This is a genomic window from Pseudomonas sp. BP11-1-1, assembly GCF_052112105.1.
GTDB lineage: Bacteria > Pseudomonadota > Gammaproteobacteria > Pseudomonadales > Pseudomonadaceae > Aquipseudomonas > Aquipseudomonas alvandae.
On sequence record NZ_JAUTYU010000025.1, the window covers coordinates 46,451 to 65,441 of the forward strand.

Here is an 18,991-nt window from a genome sequence, read left to right on the forward strand (position 1 = left end):
TGTGGGAGCGGGCTTGCTCGCTCCCACAATGGGTCCCCTTATGACTCCAACGGCATCACGGTCACCCGCACTTCGGGATCATGGGTACCGCCCCCCAGGATTACCCCGCGCAACGGTGACACATCGGAAAAATCCCGGCCCCAGGCCAGAGTGATGTGTTCCAGGGCCGGCTGCACATTGTTGGTCGGGTCGAAGTCCACCCAGCCCAACACCGGGCAGAACACCGACACCCAGGCGTGCGAAGCATCGGCGCCTATCAGGCGGGCCTGGCCGGGCGGTGGCTGGGTCAGCAGATAGCCGCTGACGTAACGCGCCGCCAATCCGCGGGATCGCACACAAGCCAGCATCAGGTGGGCGAAGTCCTGGCAGACGCCGCGGCGTCGCTCCAGCACTTCCACCAACGGCGTCGCGACCTGGGTGGCCTCGGCGTCGAAGGTGAACTCTTCGAAAATCTTCTCCATCAATGCCTGGACCCCGACCATCAGCGGTCGTCCCGCCGGAAAACAGCTTTCCGAGAATTCCACGAAGCTGCGCTTGAGGTGCACATAGGGCGATTCGAAACGGTAGCGACAGGCGTCCAGTAACCGCGCCGTCAGCGGTCGGCCGCTATAGGTCAACGCGTCACGGGTCGAATCCCAGGCCGGCGACAGATTGAAATCCAGTTCAGGGCGCGCCAGCACCTCGACGCTCAGGCGGGCATTGACCAGCAGTTCATCGTGAGGCCGCTCGAAGGCCAGGCGGGTCAAAGGATTGCCGAACACGTCCTGCTCATCCCGACGGGTCGTCGGCTCCGGACTGATCAGCAACTGCTGTTCGGTGCAACGCTGCCAATCACAGGCCCGTGGCCACAGATGGGCCAGTTGCTGCGCCAGGGACACTGGGCTGTCGTAGTGGTAATGGGTGTCGTGGAGGATCTGGTAACGAGCATTCATCAGACGGACACCGTGCGTTGGCTGACGTCATCGACGTGGGCAAAATGGCGCAAGGCCAGGCGATCGGACACCTGGCCGCTGACATCGGCCACTTCCTGCAACAGCTCGGCCAGCCCGTCGAGTGCCGCGCGCAGGCTGGCTTCGCCGAACAGCGGGTTTTCCAGGCAGCGCAGGTCGAAGCGCGACAGGCGCGTCACCAACTCCGGCAACGCGGTATCCCTGGGCGCGCCAAAATCATCGTTCAGGCGCTTGAGGGTGCGGGCCACCAGTTTCAATTGGAAGAGCACCGCATGGGGGTTCTGTTCGTCCAGCAGCAACAGGTCGAGCACCGGGATCAACTGCGCCACCGCCAGGTAGCGCGAGCGGTAGGTGATGCTGCTGTTGCCCAACTCCAGCAGCCACTCCAGCCCGGCCTGATCGAACACCGCTTCGCCCCGCAAGAACGCCGCCAGGCTGGCGCTGAGAAACTGCAGGCGCTCCAGGCGCCGGCCGATCATCAGGAAGCGCCAGCCCTCGTCGCGGGTCATGTCGTCCAGGGCGAACCCGGATAACGCCGCCAGGGACATCACCAAGCGATTGAGGAAATCCAGCAACTCACCGAAATCCGGTTCACTGGTTTCCAGTTCCACGGCTTCGCGCTGCAGCTCCACCAGCGCCTGCCAGTTTTCCCGCGACAGCTTGCCGCGAACCTGCGAAGCCGCCCACTGCAAGCGCTGCAGGTTGGAACGCAGGCTGAAAGACCAGTCATCGCCGAGCATGGCCGCCATCAGGCGTTCGGGCAGCTCGCCCTCTTCGGGCAACAGCATCAGGCTTTCGCCCAGGGAGACCGCCGATTGCAGCGCCTGTGGGTCATCACCGTCGACATACCGCGCCAGCATGATCCGCAGGAGGCGAGCGCTGTCGTCGCAGCGCTCGCAATAACGACCGAACCAGAACAGGTTCTCGACGACTCGCGACGGCAAGTACGGATCGCGGCGCACCAGGTCATGAACGCCGACGGTGCGCTGGGCCTTCCATTGCTCGCCGCCGGGCGCTTGCTCGCCAAGCACCCACGTGTCCTTGCTGGCACCGCCGCGCTGCATCGACACCACCTCGGCATCGGCCTCGGCGGCCACGCGGGTCAGGCCACCGCGCAGCACGCGATAATCGTTTTTCCCGGACACGGCGTACACGCGCATGCCGATGGCCCGGGGCTGGATCAAGCCATCCTCGGCCTGCCACACCGGCGCCTGGGAAAGCTGCGCCAGCTCCTGGGCGACATAGGCATAAGGCCGCGCCTGCATACGTGCCGCCAACTGAGCGCGCTGGTTCTCGTCCAGGTCTCGGCCGAACACCGGTGTGAAGCTTTGGGAAGGAAACGCCGGCTTGATCAACAGCTGAGGTAGTTTCTCCAGGGCCTGGGCCAGCACTGGCGGTTCACCGCACCACCAGGTCGCGATGGAAGGCAGCATCAGTTCTTCGCCGAACAGATACTGGTTGATCTTCGGCAAGAACCCCAAGAGCCCTGGCGATTCCAGCACACCGCTGCCCAGGGCATTGGCCACCAAGACTCGGCCCTGGCGCACCGCTTCCAACAACCCGGGCACGCCCAGGGCCGAATCGGTGCGCAACTCCAGCGGGTCGCAGAAGTCATCGTCGAGCCGGCGCATGATCGCGTGGACCCGACGCAACCCGCTGAGGGTCTTGAGGTAGACCGTGGCGTCCCGGACGGTCAGGTCACTGCCCTCCACCAATGGGTAACCGAGCTGGCGCGCCAGGTAGAGATGCTCGAAATAGCTCTCGTTGAAACGCCCGGGCGTCAGCAGCACCACCAGCGGCGGCTCGCCGTCACTGGGCGCCTGCCGTGCCAGCGTCTCTTGCAAGGTCCGGAAGAAACCGGACAGGTGCTGCACCTTCAGGTCGCGATAAAGATCGGGAAACGCCCGGGACACGATCGTGCGGTTTTCCAAGGCATAACCGGCCCCGGAAGGCGCTTGGGTCCGATCCGCAGTCACCCACCAGCGACCATCGGGCGTGCGCGCCAGGTCCACGGCATACAGGTGCAGAAAGTCGCCATCCGGCGGCGTGATGCCTTGGCAAGGCCAGAGGAAATTGTTGTGGCCGAACACCAGCTCCGCCGGCAGCAGCCCTTCGCTGATCAGCCGCTGCGGTCCGTACAGGTCGGCCAGTACCGCATTGAGCAGACGCGCGCGCTGGGCGATGCCGGCCGACAGCAGCTTCCATTCCTGGGCATCGATGACATGGGGCAGCAGATCCAGCTCCCAAGGCCGATCGGCGCCCTTCGGGTCCGCATAGACGTTGTAGGTGACGCCGTTTTCCTGGATCTGCCGGGCCAGCAATGCCTGGCGCTGGAGCAGTTGTGCCGGCGTACTGCGCTGCAATTGGTCGAACAGCCGCCGCCAGTGCGCACGCACCGCACCGCTGTCGTCCAGCAATTCGTGATAGGTGCCCGTCGTCAGCGGGTAACGGTCAAGCAGGTCAGGCATGGAAAGCTCGGCAGGACGGCAATGATAGGTGAGACTAGCGCAAGCGTATGACGCCCGGATAGGTGTGTTTGTGTTGGATCCAGCCTGGGTTTGCACGCTGCAATCCTTGTGGCGAGGGAGCTTGCTCCCGCTGGGGCGGTCCGACGTCTCGGGCGCAGCAGCCCCGAGATCTTACGGTCGCTGCGCAACCGAGCGGGAGCAAGCTCCCTCGCCACAAGGTCCAGCTAGCTTTTTGAGGTCCCGTGAAAGCGCCGCAGATCGAGCGTGAAGGGGAACTCGTCATCCGTTGCCAGATCGGGGATCGGAAGTTTCCCCGGCGTGTGTCCGATACGGAAGAATCGCGCCATCCGCCGACTCTCCGCTTCGTTGGCGTTCACGGGCAGGCTGTCATAGTTGCGCCCGCCCGGATGCGCCACGTGGTATTGGCAGCCGCCCAGGGAACGTTGCATCCAGGTGTCGAGCACGTCGAAGACCAGCGGCGCGTGCACCGGGATGGTCGGCTGCAAGCAATTGAACGGTTGCCAGGCGCGGAAACGTACCCCGGCGACGAACTCGCCTACGCGACCGGTGGGCTGCAACGGCACCGGCACGCCATTGCAGGTCAGCATATAACGTTGCGGTGTCAACCCCGTGAGCTTGATCTGCAAGCGCTCCAAGGACGAGTCCACATAACGCACCGTGCCGCCCGCCGAGCCCTCTTCGCCCAACACGTGCCAAGGCTCCAGCGCCTGGCGCAACTGCAGCTCGATACCGTTGACGGCGTAATCGCCCACTTTGGGAAAGCGGAACTCGAGATGCGCGGCGAACCACTCGGCACGCAATGGATAACCGGCGCCATTGAGCTCCTCGATGACCTCGGCGAAATCCTGCTCGATGAAGTGCGGCAGCAGGAAACGATCATGCAGCTCGGTGCCCCAGCGCGCCAGTTTGGCCGGCGCATAGGGCTCACGCCAGAACCGCGCCACCAGCGCCCGCAACAGCAATTGCTGGGTCAGGCTCATGCGGGCGTGGGGCGGCATTTCGAAAGCGCGCAACTCCAGCAAGCCGAGACGCCCGGTGGCGCCGTCCGGCGAATAGAGCTTGTCGATGCAGAACTCGGCGCGGTGGGTGTTGCCGGTTACATCGATCAACAGGTTGCGCAGCAGCCGATCGACCAACCACGGCGGGCATTCCTCGCCGGGCTGGGGCATTTGCGCGAAGGCGATTTCCAGTTCGTACAACGCGTCGTTGCGCGCCTCGTCCACCCGCGGAGCCTGGGACGTCGGGCCGATGAACAACCCGGAAAACAGGTAGGACAACGACGGGTGGTTATGCCAGTAGCTGATCAGGCTGCGCAGCAAGTCCGGACGTCGCAGGAACGGTGAGTCAGCCGGTGTCGCGCCACCCAGTACGAAATGGTTACCGCCACCGGTACCGGTGTGCCGGCCATCGATCAGAAATTTCTCGGTGGTCAGTCGGTTCAGTCGTGCTTGCTCGTAAAGAAACTCGGTGCGCTCGACCAACTCATCCCAGCTCGCCGAAGGCTGCACGTTGACCTCGATGACACCCGGGTCCGGCGTGATGCGGAAGTTGCTCAGGCGCGGGTCGCTCGGCGGCTCGTAGCCCTCCAACAGGACAGGGCAATCCAGCTCATGCGCGGTCGCTTCGATGGCGCTGACCAGTTCCAGGTAATCCTCGACCCGTTCCAGCGGCGGCATGAACAGGTACAGCCGCCCTTCCCTGGCCTCGGCGCAGAAGGCGGTGCGGGTCAGCCAATCGGCCGATTCGTCGATCTTCGGCACGCGCTCCTGTTCCAGTGCCGGCTCGCCGTGACGGTTCAGTTGCTCGGTACCGGGCAACTCGGGCAAGTCCTGGTTCGGGTCGGTGGGATGGATGAACGGATATTCGGCCGCCGTCACCCAGGGCTGGGACGCCAGTGGCAAGCGGTAGCCCAAGGGCGAATCCCCCGGTACCAGCCGGCAATGATCGTCGCGCAAGTACCAGCGCCCGCTTTGCCATTGGTCGCCCTTGGCGGTTCGGGCCAGCGGCAGGACCTGGCCGATCACTTTACCCAGCCCCTGGCTGAAGACCTTGCGCAACCGCACACGCTCCAACGGGTCTTCCAACCGGGAATCCTCGGCCGTCACGTTCGAAGGCAACGTGCCTTCGCGCCAGAGATAATGGAAATTGTCTTCGTAGGCGGGAAACACAAACCGCGTAGGAATCTTCAAGCGTTCAGCGACACTTGCCAGAAAACGACCCGCCAACTCGCCATCGGCGCCGCAGTCCTTCTGCTCGTCGGCAATCAATGCGCTGTCATGCCAGATCGGCACTCCGTCGCGCCGCCAATAGCAGTTGAGCGACCAGCGCGGCAATTGCTCGCCGGGGTACCACTTGCCCTGGCCGAAATGCACCAGCCCTTGCGGCGCGTAATGCTCGCGCATGCGCTGGAACAGCTCGGCGGAAAGGCGGCGCTTGTCCGGCCCGAGGGCAGCGGTGTTCCACTCGGCGCCGTCCGGGTCGTCGATGGACACGAAAGTCGGTTCACCGCCCATGGTCAGGCGCACGTCACCGTCCTGCAGGTCGGCATCGATCTGCCGGCCCAACGCCTGGATCGCCAACCATTGTTCTTCGGTGTAGGGCTTGGTGACCCGCGGCGCTTCCCAAATCCGCTCGACGGACATTTCGTGGCTGAACTGACACTCGCACGGCTCCACCAAGCCACTGATCGGCGCCGCCGAGGACGGATCAGGACTACACGCCAAGGGAATATGCCCTTCGCCCGCGAACAACCCGGACGTGGCATCGAGGCCGATCCAACCGGCGCCGGGCAGGTAGACCTCGCACCAGGCATGCAGGTCAGTAAAGTCCACTTCCGTACCAGACGGGCCGTCGAGGCTTTTCACATCAGCGGTCAACTGGATCAAGTAACCCGAGACAAACCGCGCCGCCAGGCCCAAGTGACGCAACAGCTGCACCAGCAACCAGGCCGAGTCACGGCATGAACCGGACGCGTGCTCCAACGTATGTTCTGGCGTCTGCACGCCGGGTTCCATGCGGATCAGGTAGTTGATGTCTTCGCTCAGGCGCTGGTTGAGCGCCACCAGAAAATCCACCGCCGGCAGCGGCGTGCGGTCGATGCCGTCCAGGTAAGCCTTGAACTTCGGCGTCAGCGGAAGCTTTTCCAGGTAGGGCATCAGCTCGTGTTTTTCGTCAGCCGCGTAGGTGAACGGGATTTTCTCGGCGTAGGGCTCGAGGAAAAAATCGAACGGATTGAACACCGCCATCTCGGCGACCAGATCGACCTCGACCCGCAGCTCATTGGTTTTTTCCGGGAACACCAGCCGCGCCAGGTAATTGCCCTGGGGATCCTGTTGCCAATTGATGAAATGCTGATCGGGCGAGACTTTCAGGGCATAGGAAAGAATACGCGTGCGGCTGTGGGCCGCCGGGCGCAGGCGAACGATCTGCGGACCGAGTTCGACAGCGCGCTCGTAGCGATAGTGTGTGACATGGTGCAAAGCGACATGAATCGACACGGCGTGCCTCCTGCGGAGCCTGGGCGTTATCGAAAGCGGCGCAAGACTTATGCCATGCAGGCAGGCCGGACACTTTCAACGTCTACTCAGGGCAGTAGAGCACTAAAACCGCGCGATGCCTGTACTGATCTGCAAAGGCCGCACATAAATGCGGCGCGGGGCGGTAGCGAATCGACTCAGCGGCGCGGGCGCGAGGCCTTGGCGGACTGGAGGATGCGTTCGCGTTGGTGGCGGATTTCGATGAGTTTGCTGCGCATTTCCCGGTGGCGTTTGCTGTTGAGCAGCAGGAGTCCCAGTAGCGGCAACAGCACCGCAAACACGTACACACCTTGATGCGGCCCATAAGCAAACGTCGGCAACACCGCCGCCAGACAGGCGAGGAAATAACCCGCCACCCACCAGATCGCCCAGGCGCGTCCGCGTGCGATCATGAGATTGCCCAGGACCAAGACACTCACCAGAGCCAACGTGCCGAGCCCAACATAGTTGCTCCTGACGGAAGGCTCCAAGGCACGCCAATAAGTGCCTCCGGACAAAACCAGCAGCGCAGATCCGGAAAAGCAGCCCAGAAAGATCGTCCCCATGAACACCGGAAAATAACGGGCGAGGAACTGCTTCAATGATCCGCCGCCGATCATTCCGTGAACTCCTCATACAACCCGACGGCAACAGTCTTCACAGCACCATCGCCGGTATAGCTGCCAATGATCCCCAAAGCGCCGCCGAGAGAATCCTTTATTTGAGTCAGCGTGGCGTGCCTGATTTCAGCGGAGGAGTAACGCTTGGGCAAGGCGCCCGCTCGTTGCTGCAGTTTGAGCAGCTTGGCGGTAAGACTCGGATCTTTCAGGGTCAACAATTCCTTTGTCAGTTTGCTGCGCTCCTGACGACTCAGGCCCTTGAGCAACTGATACCAACTCTTCCCGGTACCGGCTGCTTTGCTGGCCTTCAGCAGCCGAACAGTCGTAAGCGCCGAGCCACCGACGCCCACAAGGGAAACACCGTCGAGAATGGGGCTTACGATGTTGTACCAATCGGCGTCGTTCATTTCATCGTTGCCAGTAGGATTGGTTAACTCATTCGCCACCCGCATCCCGCCTATGACGCATTGCGCAGTGCTGGCCGTCGCCGCAGCGGCGCCCAGGGCAACGACAAAGGCACTGGCTCCAGCCGTAAAGGGCACAGCGACGCTTCCGCTGAATACCACCACCCAACCGATGACAGCGGCGACGCAGGACAAACCGGCATTCATCGACTCAGTCCCGAGTTTTGACTCACGCGGACTGCTTTTTACCTGATCGATGAATTGCTGCGGGGCGATGTATTTCTTGGCCTCGCGCAAAATGATTCGCTTGGGCGCGATGCTGCAAATCGGCTTGAATTCGCGCAGCGTCACCACGTTGTACTCGGAATCGATGTACACCACGCCCGCACCGGCGATGTTGGGGTCGGCATCGATGGCTGCGAACAGACGCGGCAAGTTGACTTGGCTTTCGATGCGTTTGCGGGCCATGAACTGGGAAAAGCTCAGGTCCATGCCAATGCCCGTTGAAGCGCTGCTCATATGAATCGTCCTTGAGAATCGGAAAGTGGGGCTTTATCCACACTGAACACCCGTGGCGAGGGAGCTTGCTCCCGCTCGGCGGCGAAGCCGTCGTAAACCGGCCGGCACGGTCTGCCTGGGAACATTGCATGGGATTGTTTGGGGCCGCTTCGCAGCCCAGCGGGAGCAAGCTCCCTCGCCACAAAAGCGATGCATCCGCCGTCACGCCGTTGGCGGTCGCCACGATAACAAACAGCCAGCACGCCCGCTAGAAAGCAAAACGCCAGCACTAAGGCTGGCGTTTTGCGAGGTGGCGGGGTGATCAGCGCGGTACGACAGGCTTGCGCGCCGGCTTCGGTCCCTTGCCCTTGGCCGCGTCCTTGCGCTCCTTGGCGGCCTTCTGGTTGCGGGCGAACGCGGCGGCCTTGGCTTGCTCGCGCTTGTCCCAGGCATTGCCGCCGTCGCTGGCACGTGGGGGCAGGCCGGTGTGCTGGGTCAGGATCTTGGTAGTTTCCTTGGCCACTTTATGGCTGCCAGCCGGCGTCGAGTTCTTGCGACGGGCGCTCTGGTAGCTGTCGGTGGCCGGCTGGTGCAACGGAATCAACTGGTGCTTGCCCGGCCCGATCAGGTCAGCGCGACCCATGCGGGTCAGTGCTTCGCGCAGCATCGGCCAGCCTTTCGGGTCGTGATAACGCAGGAACGCCTTGTGCAGGCGGCGCTGTTCTTCACTCTTGACGATGGTCACCGCGTCGCTCTTGTAGGTGACCTTGCGCAGCGGGTTCTTGCCCGAGTGGTACATGGCGGTGGCCGTGGCCATCGGCGACGGATAGAACGCCTGCACCTGGTCGGCCCGGAAGCCGTTGCCCTTGAGCCACAGCGCCAGGTTCATCATGTCTTCGTCAGTGGTACCCGGGTGAGCCGCGATGAAGTATGGAATCAGGTACTGCTCTTTCCCGGCTTCCTTGGTGTACTTCTCGAACATGCGCTTGAACTTGTCATAGCTGCCGATGCCCGGCTTCATCATCTGGTTGAGCGGACCTTCCTCGGTGTGCTCCGGGGCGATCTTCAGGTAACCACCGACGTGGTGGGTCACCAGTTCCTTGACGTATTCCGGCGACTCGACCGCCAGGTCGTAACGCAGGCCGGAGGCGATCAGGATCTTCTTCACCCCAGGCAAGGCCCGGGCGCTGCGGTACAGCTGGATCAGCGACGAATGGTCGGTGTTCAGGTTCGGGCAGATGCCAGGGAACACGCAGGATGGCTTGCGGCACGCGGATTCGATTTCCGGGCTCTTGCAGGCGATGCGGTACATGTTCGCGGTCGGCCCGCCAAGGTCGGAAATCACCCCGGTGAAGCCAGGGACCTTGTCGCGGATCTCTTCGATCTCGCGAATGATGGACTCTTCGGAACGGTTCTGGATGATCCGGCCTTCGTGCTCGGTGATCGAGCAGAACGTGCAGCCACCGAAGCAGCCGCGCATGATGTTCACCGAGAAACGAATCATCTCGTAGGCCGGGATCTTCTCCTTGCCGTAGGCCGGATGAGGAACACGTGCGTAAGGCATGCCAAACACGTAGTCCATTTCTTCAGTGGTCATCGGAATGGGCGGCGGGTTGAACCAGACATCGACTTCGCCGTGCTTCTGCACCAGCGCACGGGCGTTACCCGGGTTGGTCTCCAGGTGCAGCACGCGGTTGGCGTGGGCATAGAGCACCGCGTCGCCACGGACCTTTTCCACCGATGGCAGGCGGATCACGGTCTTGTCGCGGGTCATTTTCGGGCTCGCCAGGATCTGCACGACCTTGGCTTCGCTCGGGTCTTCTGCACTTGAGAAAGTCGACCCTTTTTCCTGCTCGATGGCGCAGGCTTGCGTGTCCTGGGTATTGACGTACGGGTTGATGATCTTGTCGATCTTGCCCGGACGGTCGATACGCGTGGAATCGACTTCGTACCAGCCTTGCGGTGTGTCACGACGGATGAACGCGGTGCCGCGCACGTCGGTGATGTCTTCGATCTTGTGGCCATAGGACAGGCGCTGGGCGACTTCGACAATCGCTCGCTCGGCGTTGCCGTAGAGCAGGATATCGGCGCAGGCGTCGATCAGGATCGAGTTGCGCACCCGGTCCTGCCAGTAATCGTAGTGGGCGATGCGGCGCAGGGACGCTTCGATGCCGCCGAGCACGATCGGCACGTGCTTGTAGGCTTCCTTGCAGCGTTGGCTGTAGACCAGGCTCGCGCGGTCCGGCCGCTTGCCCGCCAGGCCACCGGGGGTGTAGGCGTCATCGGAGCGGATTTTCTTGTCGGCGGTGTAGCGGTTGATCATCGAGTCCATGTTGCCGGCCGCGACGCCGAAAAACAGGTTGGGCTCGCCGAGCTTCATGAAATCGTCTTTGGACTGCCAGTTCGGCTGGGCAATGATCCCGACACGGAAGCCTTGGGCTTCCAGCAGACGGCCAATGATCGCCATACCGAACGACGGGTGATCGACGTAGGCATCACCGGTCACGATGATGATGTCGCACGAATCCCAGCCGAGCTGATCCATCTCCTCCCTGCTCATCGGCAGGAACGGCGCCGGGCCGAAACATTCGGCCCAGTACTTGGGATAGTCAAATAACGGCTTGGCTGCTTGCATGTCGATGACCGGTATAAAGGATGAAAAATCGCGGGCGCGGAATATAGCACAAAAAATAACCAATTCCGACGGCTATGGTCGGAAATTGGTGGCGCACCGCAAACCCAATGTGGGAGCGAGCTTGCTCGCGAAGAGGTCTGCACATTCAACACATGTTCTGACAGTTACACCGCTATCGCGAGCAAGCTCGCTCCCACAGGGAAAATACAACCTCCTGGAAAGGGGTTGCCTCAAGAGATGCTGAACAGGTTATTCGTCGTCATCAAAATTGTAGCTACCCGGCGCCAGGTTCTCGAAGCGCGTGTATTTACCGATAAACGCCAGGCGGATGAAGCCGATCGGGCCGTTCCGCTGCTTGCCGATGATGATTTCGGCAATGCCCTTGTGCTCCGTCTCGGGGTGATACACCTCGTCGCGATACACGAACATGATCACGTCGGCGTCCTGCTCGATCGCTCCGGATTCCCGCAAGTCGGAGTTCACCGGGCGCTTGTTGGGGCGCTGTTCCAGGGAACGGTTCAGCTGCGACAGGGCCACGACCGGGCAGTTGAATTCCTTGGCCAGGGCCTTGAGGGAACGGGAGATCTCGGAAATCTCGTTGGTCCGGTTGTCACCGCTGGAACCGGGGATCTGCATCAACTGCAGGTAGTCGATCATGATCAGTGCGATGTCACCGTGCTCGCGCACCAGGCGACGGGTCCGGGCGCGCATTTCCGACGGGCTGATACCCGCCGTATCGTCAATGAACAGCTTGCGGTCGTTAAGCAGGTTGACCGCCGACGTGAGGCGCGGCCAGTCGTCATCTTCCAGTTGGCCGGAACGGACCTTGGTCTGGTCGATACGCCCCAGGGACGAGAGCATACGCATGATCAGCGATTCGCCTGGCATCTCGAGGGAGTACACCAGCACCGCCTTGTCGCTGCGCAGCACGGCGTTTTCCACCAGGTTCATCGCAAAGGTGGTCTTACCCATGGATGGACGGCCGGCGACGATGATCAGGTCGGACGGCTGCAGGCCGCTGGTTTTCTCGTCGAGGTCGGTGTAGCCGGTGGACAGGCCGGTGATGGCGTTGTCGGTGTTGAACAAGGTGTCGATGCGGTCGATGGCCTTGGTCAACAGGTCGTTGACGCTCACCGGGCCGCCGGTTTTCGGCCGGGCCTCGGCGATCTGGAAAATCTGCCGCTCGGCTTCGTCGAGGATCTCGGCGGCGGTTCGCCCTTCCGGGTTGAACGCGCTGTCGGCGATCTCGGTGCTGATGCCGATCAACTGGCGCAAGGTCGCCCGCTCGCGCACGATTTGCGCATAGGCCTTGATGTTGGCGACCGACGGTGTGTTTTTCGCCAGTTCGCCCAGATAACCAAGGCCGCCGACCTGGGACGTCTGCCCTTCCTTGTCCAATTGCTCGGCCAGGGTCACGACGTCGATCGGCATGTTCTGATCGGCCAGACGGGCGATCGCACGGAAAATCAGACGATGGTCATGCCGGTAGAAATCGCCGTCGGAGACTTGATCGAGCACACGTTCCCAGGCGTTGTTGTCCAGCATCAGGCCACCGAGCACGGCCTGTTCGGCCTCGATGGAATGCGGAGGCACCTTCAGGGCAGCGGTTTGCAGATCGTATTGCTCGGGGGCGGTGATTTCGTTCATGGCCACGTCTGGTTATGAAAATCAGGAATTGCAGAAAGACAAAGGGCACGACCTGTAGACAGGATCGTGCCCGATGTTACCGGCAAGCACCCGGGGGTGCCAACCGACAGGTGTTGCTTAGGCTGCTACCACGACAACGCGTACGGTGGCTTCGACTTCGGCGTGCAGGTGCACGGCTACGTCGAATTCGCCTACGTTGCGGATGGTGCCGTTCGGCAGACGAACTTCGCTTTTCGCTACTTCAACGCCGGAGGCGGTCAGTGCGTCAGCGATGTCGTGGGTACCGATCGAACCGAACAGCTTGCCTTCGTCGCCAGCGGTGGCAGTGATGGTCACTTCCAGCTCGGCCAGTTGGGCAGCACGGCTTTCAGCCGATGCCTTACGGTCTGCGGCGGCTTTTTCCAGCTCAGCGCGACGCTCTTCGAACGCAGCCAGGTTGGCAGCGGTCGCAGCGGTGGCTTTGCCGAAAGGCAGCAGGTAGTTACGACCGTAGCCGGCCTTAACGTTTACTTTGTCGCCCAGGTTGCCCAGGTTGGCGATTTTTTCCAGAAGGATCAGTTGCATGTGAAAATCCTCTAACTTTTAACCTTCACCGTTCGCGCTGTCGGCGTCTTTCGGCGCCATACGACCGCGAAAATCAATCAGGCTGTCGACGATGGCCAGGACCACCAGCAACGGATAGATCAGCTGCATGAACAGCAACAACGTGACGTACAACCCCACCAGCCAGAACCTGGCCAGCCGCTTTTGCGCCACCAGCCCGTGAATCAGGGCCAGCGCGGCAAAGACCAGCGGTACGCTGCACAACGGCGTGAGCATCGCCATCTGCGGACCGAAGTTCGGCCCCAGAAGCATGCCCGCCAACAGCAACATCGCCAGCCCAAGCGGAAAGCGGATGGCGCGAAATTCGCGACCAAAACCACCCGGGTTGTACAACAACGCCTGCCAGTAGCGCCCGATAACCAGGCTCAGCACACTGACGATCTGCAACAAGGCCGCAATCAGTCCGGTCAGGACGGGGGCGATCAGGGACGCGAAACGCGCCTGCTCTTCTACCGACATCTGTTGGTAGAGATCACCGAGCGCCTCGGGCAGGATTTTTATCAAAGCCTGCGACAGCATCTCGATCTGGGGTTCGAAAGCCACCCCGAGCACCACTGAAAACACCACGCCTGTCGCTATGCTGACCAGCAGCACGCGGTTCCAGGATTCGCTGGCGCGCAACACCAACGCCAGCGCCGAAGTCCCCAGCAGCACCATGACGGCACGCGGGTCAGCGGCATACAACCACCAGAGCAAGGCCGGCAGCAGTCCCAGAGCAAGAACGCCCAAGGCGTCCCTCAATCCGCGCCGCAGGAGTACAAGACCCACCGCGGCAGCACCCAACCAATACAACAACGGCAATGCCGCACATCCAGCCACTACCAGAGTGGCCTGCACACGTCCCCGCATGATGAAGTCAGCTAAGGCGCGCATGCATTCAATCCCTTACTACTTGTCGACTGCCCGGTCTCAGCGGCCGTGGCTGTCGGTGTAGGCCAGCAGGGCCAGGAAGCGGGCGCGCTTGATAGCGGTGGCCAGCTGACGCTGATAACGAGCTTTGGTACCGGTGATACGGCTTGGAACGATTTTGCCGGTCTCGGATACGTAGGCTTTCAGAGTGTTGAGATCTTTGTAATCGATCTCTTTCACGTCTTCAGCGGTGAAGCGGCAGAATTTACGACGACGGAAGAAACGTGCCATGTGATTGGCTCCTTAAAAGGTCCGTGGATTACTCGTCAGCGTTATCGCTGTTGTCGCTGTCGCTATCGCTGTCATCGCCATCGGCGCTGTCAGAGTGCTCAGGACGGTCGCGACGCTCACGGCGCTCACTGCGGTTTTCTTCAGCCTTGAGCATCTCGGATTGGCCGGTGACGGCTTCTTCGCGACGGATGACCAGGTTACGGATCACTGCATCGTTGTAGCGGAAGTTGTCTTCCAGCTCGGCCAGGGCCTTGCCAGTGCACTCAACGTTCAGCATCACGTAGTGAGCCTTGTGAACATTGTTGATTGCGTAGGCCAGTTGACGACGGCCCCAATCTTCCAGACGGTGGATTTTGCCGCCGTCTTCTTCGATCAGCTTGGTGTAACGCTCAACCATGCCGCCGACTTGCTCGCTTTGATCCGGGTGGACCAAAAAGATGATTTCGTAATGACGCATGAATGCTCCTTACGGGTTGTAGCCTGCCGCTCAAAAACGGTCAGACAAGGAGTGAATGACACTTATGGACTTGAGGACGCTAGACACATAAGTGCCTGCCATCACAGCAAGGGGCGCAATTGTAGAGAAGGGCCGAGGGCGGCGCAAGGCAATTGGTGATTATTTGAACAGCGCCGTTCCTGACCCTACACAAAACACTGTGGGAGCGAGCTTGCTCGCGATAGAGGCGTGTCAGTCGACATTTGCGTCACTGATACACCGTCATCGCGAGCAAGCTCGCTCCCACATTTTGACCGCGCCTGGATTAAGGCTTCTTGGCGGCCGCCTTGGCACCACGCTGACGCAGCGCCTCGAACAGGCACACACCGGTGGCGACCGAGACGTTGAGACTGCTGACGCTACCAGCCATCGGCAGCTTGACCAGGTAATCGCAATGCTCGCGGGTCAGGCGGCGCATGCCCTTGCCTTCGGCGCCCATGATCAGGATGGTCGGACCGGTCAGGTCCTGGTCATAAATGCTGACCTCGGCCTCGCCCGCCGTGCCGACAACCCACAAGCCGCGCTGCTGGAGTTTCTCCAGGGTGCGCGCCAGGTTGGTCACCGCCACCAATGGAATGACTTCCGCCGCGCCGCAGGCAACTTTGCGCACCACGGGCGTCAAGGTTGCCGACTTGTCCTTGGGCACGATCACCGCCAGCGCACCGGCGGCATCCGCCGAACGCAGGCAGGCGCCAAGGTTATGAGGGTCGGTCACGCCGTCCAGCACCAGCAGCAGGGGAGCGCCTTCAGTGCGATCCAGGAGCTCGTCGAGCATCGCTTCGCCCCAGACCTGGCTCGGACTGACCTCGGCCACGACACCCTGGTGCACGCCTTCGACCCAGGCATCCATTTCGCGTCGCTCGGCCTGGCCGACCGCAACGCGGTTTTCGCCAGCCAGCTCAACCAGGGTCTGGACGCGCGGATCGCTACGCCCTTCCGCCAGCCAGATCTGCTTGACCCGCTTGGGGTGATGACGCAGCAACGCTTCCACGGCGTGCACGCCGTAGATTTTTTCCAACTGACTCATGACTTGGCCTTGGGTTTACGCGCCCCGCCGCTCTTGGCTGGGGCCGAGCCCGCTTTCGGCGGGCCCTTACGGTGTTTGCTAGGCTTGCTGGCCGCCTTGTCCGGGGCCGACCGTCCGGCCTTGCTCCCGGATGCAGCTTTACCACCATTCTTGGCTTCGGCCAGCAACGCCTGTTTCATTTCACGGCTTTTGCGCAACTCAGCGTTCTTCGCCGCAGCATCGCTTGGCCGATAGGCTTCGACAGCTTTTTCCTTGGCCGGACCACGACGCCCCGACCGGGACGACGAAGCAGGCTCCTCGGACTTGCTGGCAGGCGCTGCGGTTTCGGCACCACGCTTCTTGCGACCGATCGGCGCGCTGATGGTTTTTTCCGCCATCTCGAAGTCGATCTTGCGCTCGTCGAGGTCGACACGCATCACCCGCACTTCGACGGTATCGCCAAGGCGGAAGCTGCGCCCGGTGCGCTCGCCCGCCAGGCGGTGATGCACAGGATCGAAGTGGTAGTAATCGCCCGGCAGCGCGGTGACATGCACCAGGCCTTCGACGTAGATGTCAGTCAGCTCGACGAACAGGCCAAAACCAGTCACGGCGGTAATCACGCCAGGGAACGACTCACCGACGCGATCCTTCATGTATTCGCACTTGAGCCAGTTCACCACATCACGAGTCGCTTCGTCGGCACGTCGCTCACTCATCGAGCATTGCTCGCCGAGCTGCTCCAGGGCGGCCTCGTCGTACGGATAGATACGCGCCTTCGGAATGGTCATCGCACCGGCACGCTTGACGTGCGGGGTGTTCATCTTCGAGTGGATCACGCTGCGGATGGCCCGGTGCGTGAGCAGGTCGGGGTAGCGACGGATCGGCGACGTAAAGTGGGTGTAGGCCTCGTAATTCAGGCCGAAGTGACCCTGGTTATCGGCGCTGTACACCGCCTGGCTCAACGAGCGCAGCATCACGGTCTGGATCAGGTGGAAATCCGGACGATCCTTGATACTCGCCAGCAGAGCCTGGTAATCCTTCGGCGATGGACCTTCCTTGCCTTTGTGAAGGGACAAGCCCAGCTCACCGAGGAACGCCCGCAGTTTTTCCAGGCGCTCTGGCGGCGGACCGTCGTGAACCCGGTACAACGCAGGGATTTCATGCTTCTTGAGGAATTCCGCCGTGGCAACGTTGGCCGCCAGCATGCACTCCTCGATCAGCTTGTGCGCGTCGTTGCGCACGGTCGGCCGGATTTCGGCGATCTTGCGCTCGGTACCGAAGATGATCCGGGTTTCCTGGGTTTCGAAATCGATCGCGCCGCGCACGTGGCGCGCCGCAAGCAGAACCTTGTACAGCGAGTAGAGCTGCTTGAGGTGCGGCACGACATCGGTGTACTCGCCACGCAGCTTGCGCGACTCGGCCAGCTTCGGCGTTTCCAGCATCGCGCTGACCTTGTTGTAGGTCAGGCGGGCGTGGGAATGAATCACGGCTTCATAGAAGCAGTAGTCAGTCATCTCGCCGGCCTTGGAGATGGTCATCTCGCAGACCATGGCCAGGCGGTCGACATGGGGATTGAGCGAGCACAGGCCGTTGGACAGTTGCTCAGGCAACATCGGCACGACGCGCTCGGGGAAGTACACCGAGTTGCCGCGAACCTGGGCTTCGGCATCCAGCGCCGAACCGAGCTTCACATAACTGGAAACGTCGGCAATCGCCACGTACAACTTCCAGCCGCCCGAGAACAGGCGCAACTTGCCGGGCCGGGCTTCGCAGTAGACCGCATCGTCGAAGTCACGGGCGTCTTCACCGTCGATGGTGACGAACGGCAGGTGGCGCAGGTCGATGCGCTTCTCTTTGTCTTTCTCTTCGACTTCCGGCTTGAGCTTGGCGGCTTCTTTCAAGACCGCTTCAGGCCAGACGTGGGGAATGTCGTAGGTGCGCAGGGCAACGTCGATTTCCATGCCCGGCGCCATGTAGTTGCCGACCACTTCCACCACATCGCCTTGCGGCTGGAAGCGCGGGGTTGGCCAGTGGGTGATCTTCACTTCGACGAACTGACCGATCTGCGCGTTGGCATTACGGCCTGGCGTGACCAGCACTTCTTGCTGGATCTTCGGGTTGTCGGCAACGACGAAACCGATGCCACCTTCCTCGAAATAGCGCCCCACGATGGTTTCGTGGGCACGGGAAACCACTTCGACGATCACGCCTTCACGACGCCCGCGTCGGTCCAGGCCGGAAACCCGGGCCAGCGCACGGTCGCCATCGAACACCAGGCGCATCTGCGCCGGGCTCATGAACAGATCGTCGCTGCCATCGTCCGGAATCAGGAAACCGAAGCCGTCGCGGTGGCCGGCGATGCGGCCCAGGATCAGATCGAGCTTGTCGACCGGGGCATAGGTGCCACGCCGGGTGTAGATCAGTTGAGCATCGCGCTCCATGGCACGCAGGCGGCGGCGCAGGGCTTCGAGCTGGTCCTCGGTGGTCAGGCCGAACTCTTCGACCAACTGCTCACGGCTAGCAGGCGAACCCCGATCGGCGAGATGCGCCAGGATCAGTTCGCGGCTAGGAATAGGGTTTTCATATTTTTCCGCTTCACGAGCGGCCTCGGGATCGAGGGACTGCCAATCGGCCATTAGAGAGTTTTCACCTTGTCTATATGCGGGTTAGTTTGGCATAGGCGTAATGAAACGGGAAATTTCAAGCATCAGATGCCTTTTCTAAAGTCTTTCGACACGCCTTTGAAGCCCCTGATTGCACCGCTCGTGAAATTTAGCGTTTTTTTTGCGCCCGGGGGTTTACAGTTAAAAACACGCTCCGTATAGTGCGCGCCATCGACGACGTAGACACGTTGCCGATATTGCCCAGATGGTGAAATTGGTAGACACGCCAGCTTCAGGTGCTGGTGACCGCAAGGTCGTGGAAGTTCGAGTCTTCTTCTGGGCACCAATTCAAGCTTCAAGGTTATACGCCTTGAACCTCACAAAA

At 61.6% G+C, this 18,991-nt stretch carries 13 protein-coding genes and 1 tRNA gene; 1 reads left to right on the top strand and 13 read right to left on the bottom strand.

Annotated features, from left to right (window positions below):
- Window positions 1–38: 38 nt before the first annotated feature.
- The 13 genes from Q7C33_RS26860 to rnr all read right to left on the bottom strand — a co-directional run bounded on the left by Q7C33_RS26860 (window position 39) and on the right by rnr (window position 18,639).
- On the bottom strand, window positions 39–932 hold the full coding sequence (locus Q7C33_RS26860) for a transglutaminase family protein (RefSeq protein ID WP_030140146.1): 894 nt from the start codon (window positions 930–932) through the stop codon (window positions 39–41).
- On the bottom strand, window positions 932–3,418 hold the full coding sequence (locus Q7C33_RS26865; RefSeq protein WP_407684434.1) for a circularly permuted type 2 ATP-grasp protein: 2,487 nt from the start codon (window positions 3,416–3,418) through the stop codon (window positions 932–934). Before Q7C33_RS26865 ends, Q7C33_RS26860 begins: the two co-directional genes overlap by 1 nt.
- Window positions 3,419–3,642: 224 nt before the next feature.
- Complete coding sequence (locus Q7C33_RS26870; RefSeq protein WP_407684435.1) at window positions 3,643–6,936, bottom strand: transglutaminase family protein; 3,294 nt, start codon at window positions 6,934–6,936, stop codon at window positions 3,643–3,645.
- A 176-nt stretch (window positions 6,937–7,112) separates the two neighbouring features.
- Window positions 7,113–7,574 carry a hypothetical protein gene (locus tag Q7C33_RS26875; protein WP_217861125.1) on the bottom strand — a complete coding sequence of 154 codons (462 nt, stop codon included), beginning with the start codon at window positions 7,572–7,574 and terminating at the stop codon, window positions 7,113–7,115.
- Window positions 7,571–8,497, bottom strand: a complete 927-nt coding sequence (locus Q7C33_RS26880) for a hypothetical protein (protein ID WP_030140150.1) — start codon at window positions 8,495–8,497, stop codon at window positions 7,571–7,573. The genes Q7C33_RS26875 and Q7C33_RS26880 overlap by 4 nt, the downstream gene beginning before the upstream one ends.
- Window positions 8,498–8,798: 301 nt before the next feature.
- The gene (locus tag Q7C33_RS26885; protein ID WP_030140151.1) at window positions 8,799–11,111 is read right to left on the bottom strand and encodes a YgiQ family radical SAM protein; all 2,313 of its coding nucleotides are present in this window, start codon (window positions 11,109–11,111) and stop codon (window positions 8,799–8,801) included.
- A gap of 249 nt (window positions 11,112–11,360) precedes the next feature.
- Window positions 11,361–12,758: a replicative DNA helicase gene (dnaB, locus tag Q7C33_RS26890; RefSeq protein ID WP_027911801.1), complete on the bottom strand. Its 1,398-nt coding sequence runs from the start codon at window positions 12,756–12,758 to the stop codon at window positions 11,361–11,363.
- A 117-nt stretch (window positions 12,759–12,875) separates the two neighbouring features.
- Complete coding sequence (rplI, locus tag Q7C33_RS26895; protein ID WP_003186385.1) at window positions 12,876–13,322, bottom strand: 50S ribosomal protein L9; 447 nt, start codon at window positions 13,320–13,322, stop codon at window positions 12,876–12,878.
- Between the two features lie 18 nt (window positions 13,323–13,340).
- Window positions 13,341–14,234 carry a hypothetical protein gene (locus Q7C33_RS26900; protein ID WP_030140152.1) on the bottom strand — a complete coding sequence of 298 codons (894 nt, stop codon included), beginning with the start codon at window positions 14,232–14,234 and terminating at the stop codon, window positions 13,341–13,343.
- 36 nt (window positions 14,235–14,270) lie between these two features.
- Window positions 14,271–14,501 carry a 30S ribosomal protein S18 gene (gene rpsR / locus Q7C33_RS26905; RefSeq protein WP_002551829.1) on the bottom strand — a complete coding sequence of 77 codons (231 nt, stop codon included), beginning with the start codon at window positions 14,499–14,501 and terminating at the stop codon, window positions 14,271–14,273.
- Window positions 14,502–14,529: 28 nt separating this feature from the next.
- Window positions 14,530–14,958, bottom strand: a complete 429-nt coding sequence (gene rpsF / locus Q7C33_RS26910) for a 30S ribosomal protein S6 (RefSeq protein ID WP_003186395.1) — start codon at window positions 14,956–14,958, stop codon at window positions 14,530–14,532.
- Between the two features lie 304 nt (window positions 14,959–15,262).
- The gene (gene rlmB, locus Q7C33_RS26915) at window positions 15,263–16,024 is read right to left on the bottom strand and encodes a 23S rRNA (guanosine(2251)-2'-O)-methyltransferase RlmB (RefSeq protein WP_030140153.1); all 762 of its coding nucleotides are present in this window, start codon (window positions 16,022–16,024) and stop codon (window positions 15,263–15,265) included.
- On the bottom strand, window positions 16,021–18,639 hold the full coding sequence (gene rnr / locus Q7C33_RS26920) for a ribonuclease R (RefSeq protein ID WP_198797211.1): 2,619 nt from the start codon (window positions 18,637–18,639) through the stop codon (window positions 16,021–16,023). The genes rlmB and rnr overlap by 4 nt, the downstream gene beginning before the upstream one ends.
- 226 nt (window positions 18,640–18,865) lie before the next feature.
- Here rnr and Q7C33_RS26925 point away from each other — a divergent pair.
- Window positions 18,866–18,952: transfer RNA gene (locus Q7C33_RS26925), tRNA-Leu, on the top strand.
- Window positions 18,953–18,991: the final 39 nt, after the last annotated feature.

What these genes read in the sequence shown, in the direction of transcription:
- Q7C33_RS26860 (WP_030140146.1), bottom strand. Translation starts at nt 932, where the DNA reads ATGAATGCTCGTTACCAGATCCTCCACGACACCCATTACCACTACGAC.
- Q7C33_RS26865 (WP_407684434.1), bottom strand. Translation starts at nt 3,418, where the DNA reads ATGCCTGACCTGCTTGACCGTTACCCGCTGACGACGGGCACCTATCAC.
- Q7C33_RS26875 (WP_217861125.1), bottom strand. Translation starts at nt 7,574, where the DNA reads ATGATCGGCGGCGGATCATTGAAGCAGTTCCTCGCCCGTTATTTTCCG.
- Q7C33_RS26880 (WP_030140150.1), bottom strand. Translation starts at nt 8,497, where the DNA reads ATGAGCAGCGCTTCAACGGGCATTGGCATGGACCTGAGCTTTTCCCAG.
- Q7C33_RS26885 (WP_030140151.1), bottom strand. Translation starts at nt 11,111, where the DNA reads ATGCAAGCAGCCAAGCCGTTATTTGACTATCCCAAGTACTGGGCCGAA.
- dnaB (WP_027911801.1), bottom strand. Translation starts at nt 12,758, where the DNA reads ATGAACGAAATCACCGCCCCCGAGCAATACGATCTGCAAACCGCTGCC.
- rplI (WP_003186385.1), bottom strand. Translation starts at nt 13,322, where the DNA reads ATGCAACTGATCCTTCTGGAAAAAATCGCCAACCTGGGCAACCTGGGC.
- Q7C33_RS26900 (WP_030140152.1), bottom strand. Translation starts at nt 14,234, where the DNA reads ATGCGCGCCTTAGCTGACTTCATCATGCGGGGACGTGTGCAGGCCACT.
- rpsR (WP_002551829.1), bottom strand. Translation starts at nt 14,501, where the DNA reads ATGGCACGTTTCTTCCGTCGTCGTAAATTCTGCCGCTTCACCGCTGAA.
- rpsF (WP_003186395.1), bottom strand. Translation starts at nt 14,958, where the DNA reads ATGCGTCATTACGAAATCATCTTTTTGGTCCACCCGGATCAAAGCGAG.
- rlmB (WP_030140153.1), bottom strand. Translation starts at nt 16,024, where the DNA reads ATGAGTCAGTTGGAAAAAATCTACGGCGTGCACGCCGTGGAAGCGTTG.
- rnr (WP_198797211.1), bottom strand. Translation starts at nt 18,639, where the DNA reads ATGGCCGATTGGCAGTCCCTCGATCCCGAGGCCGCTCGTGAAGCGGAA.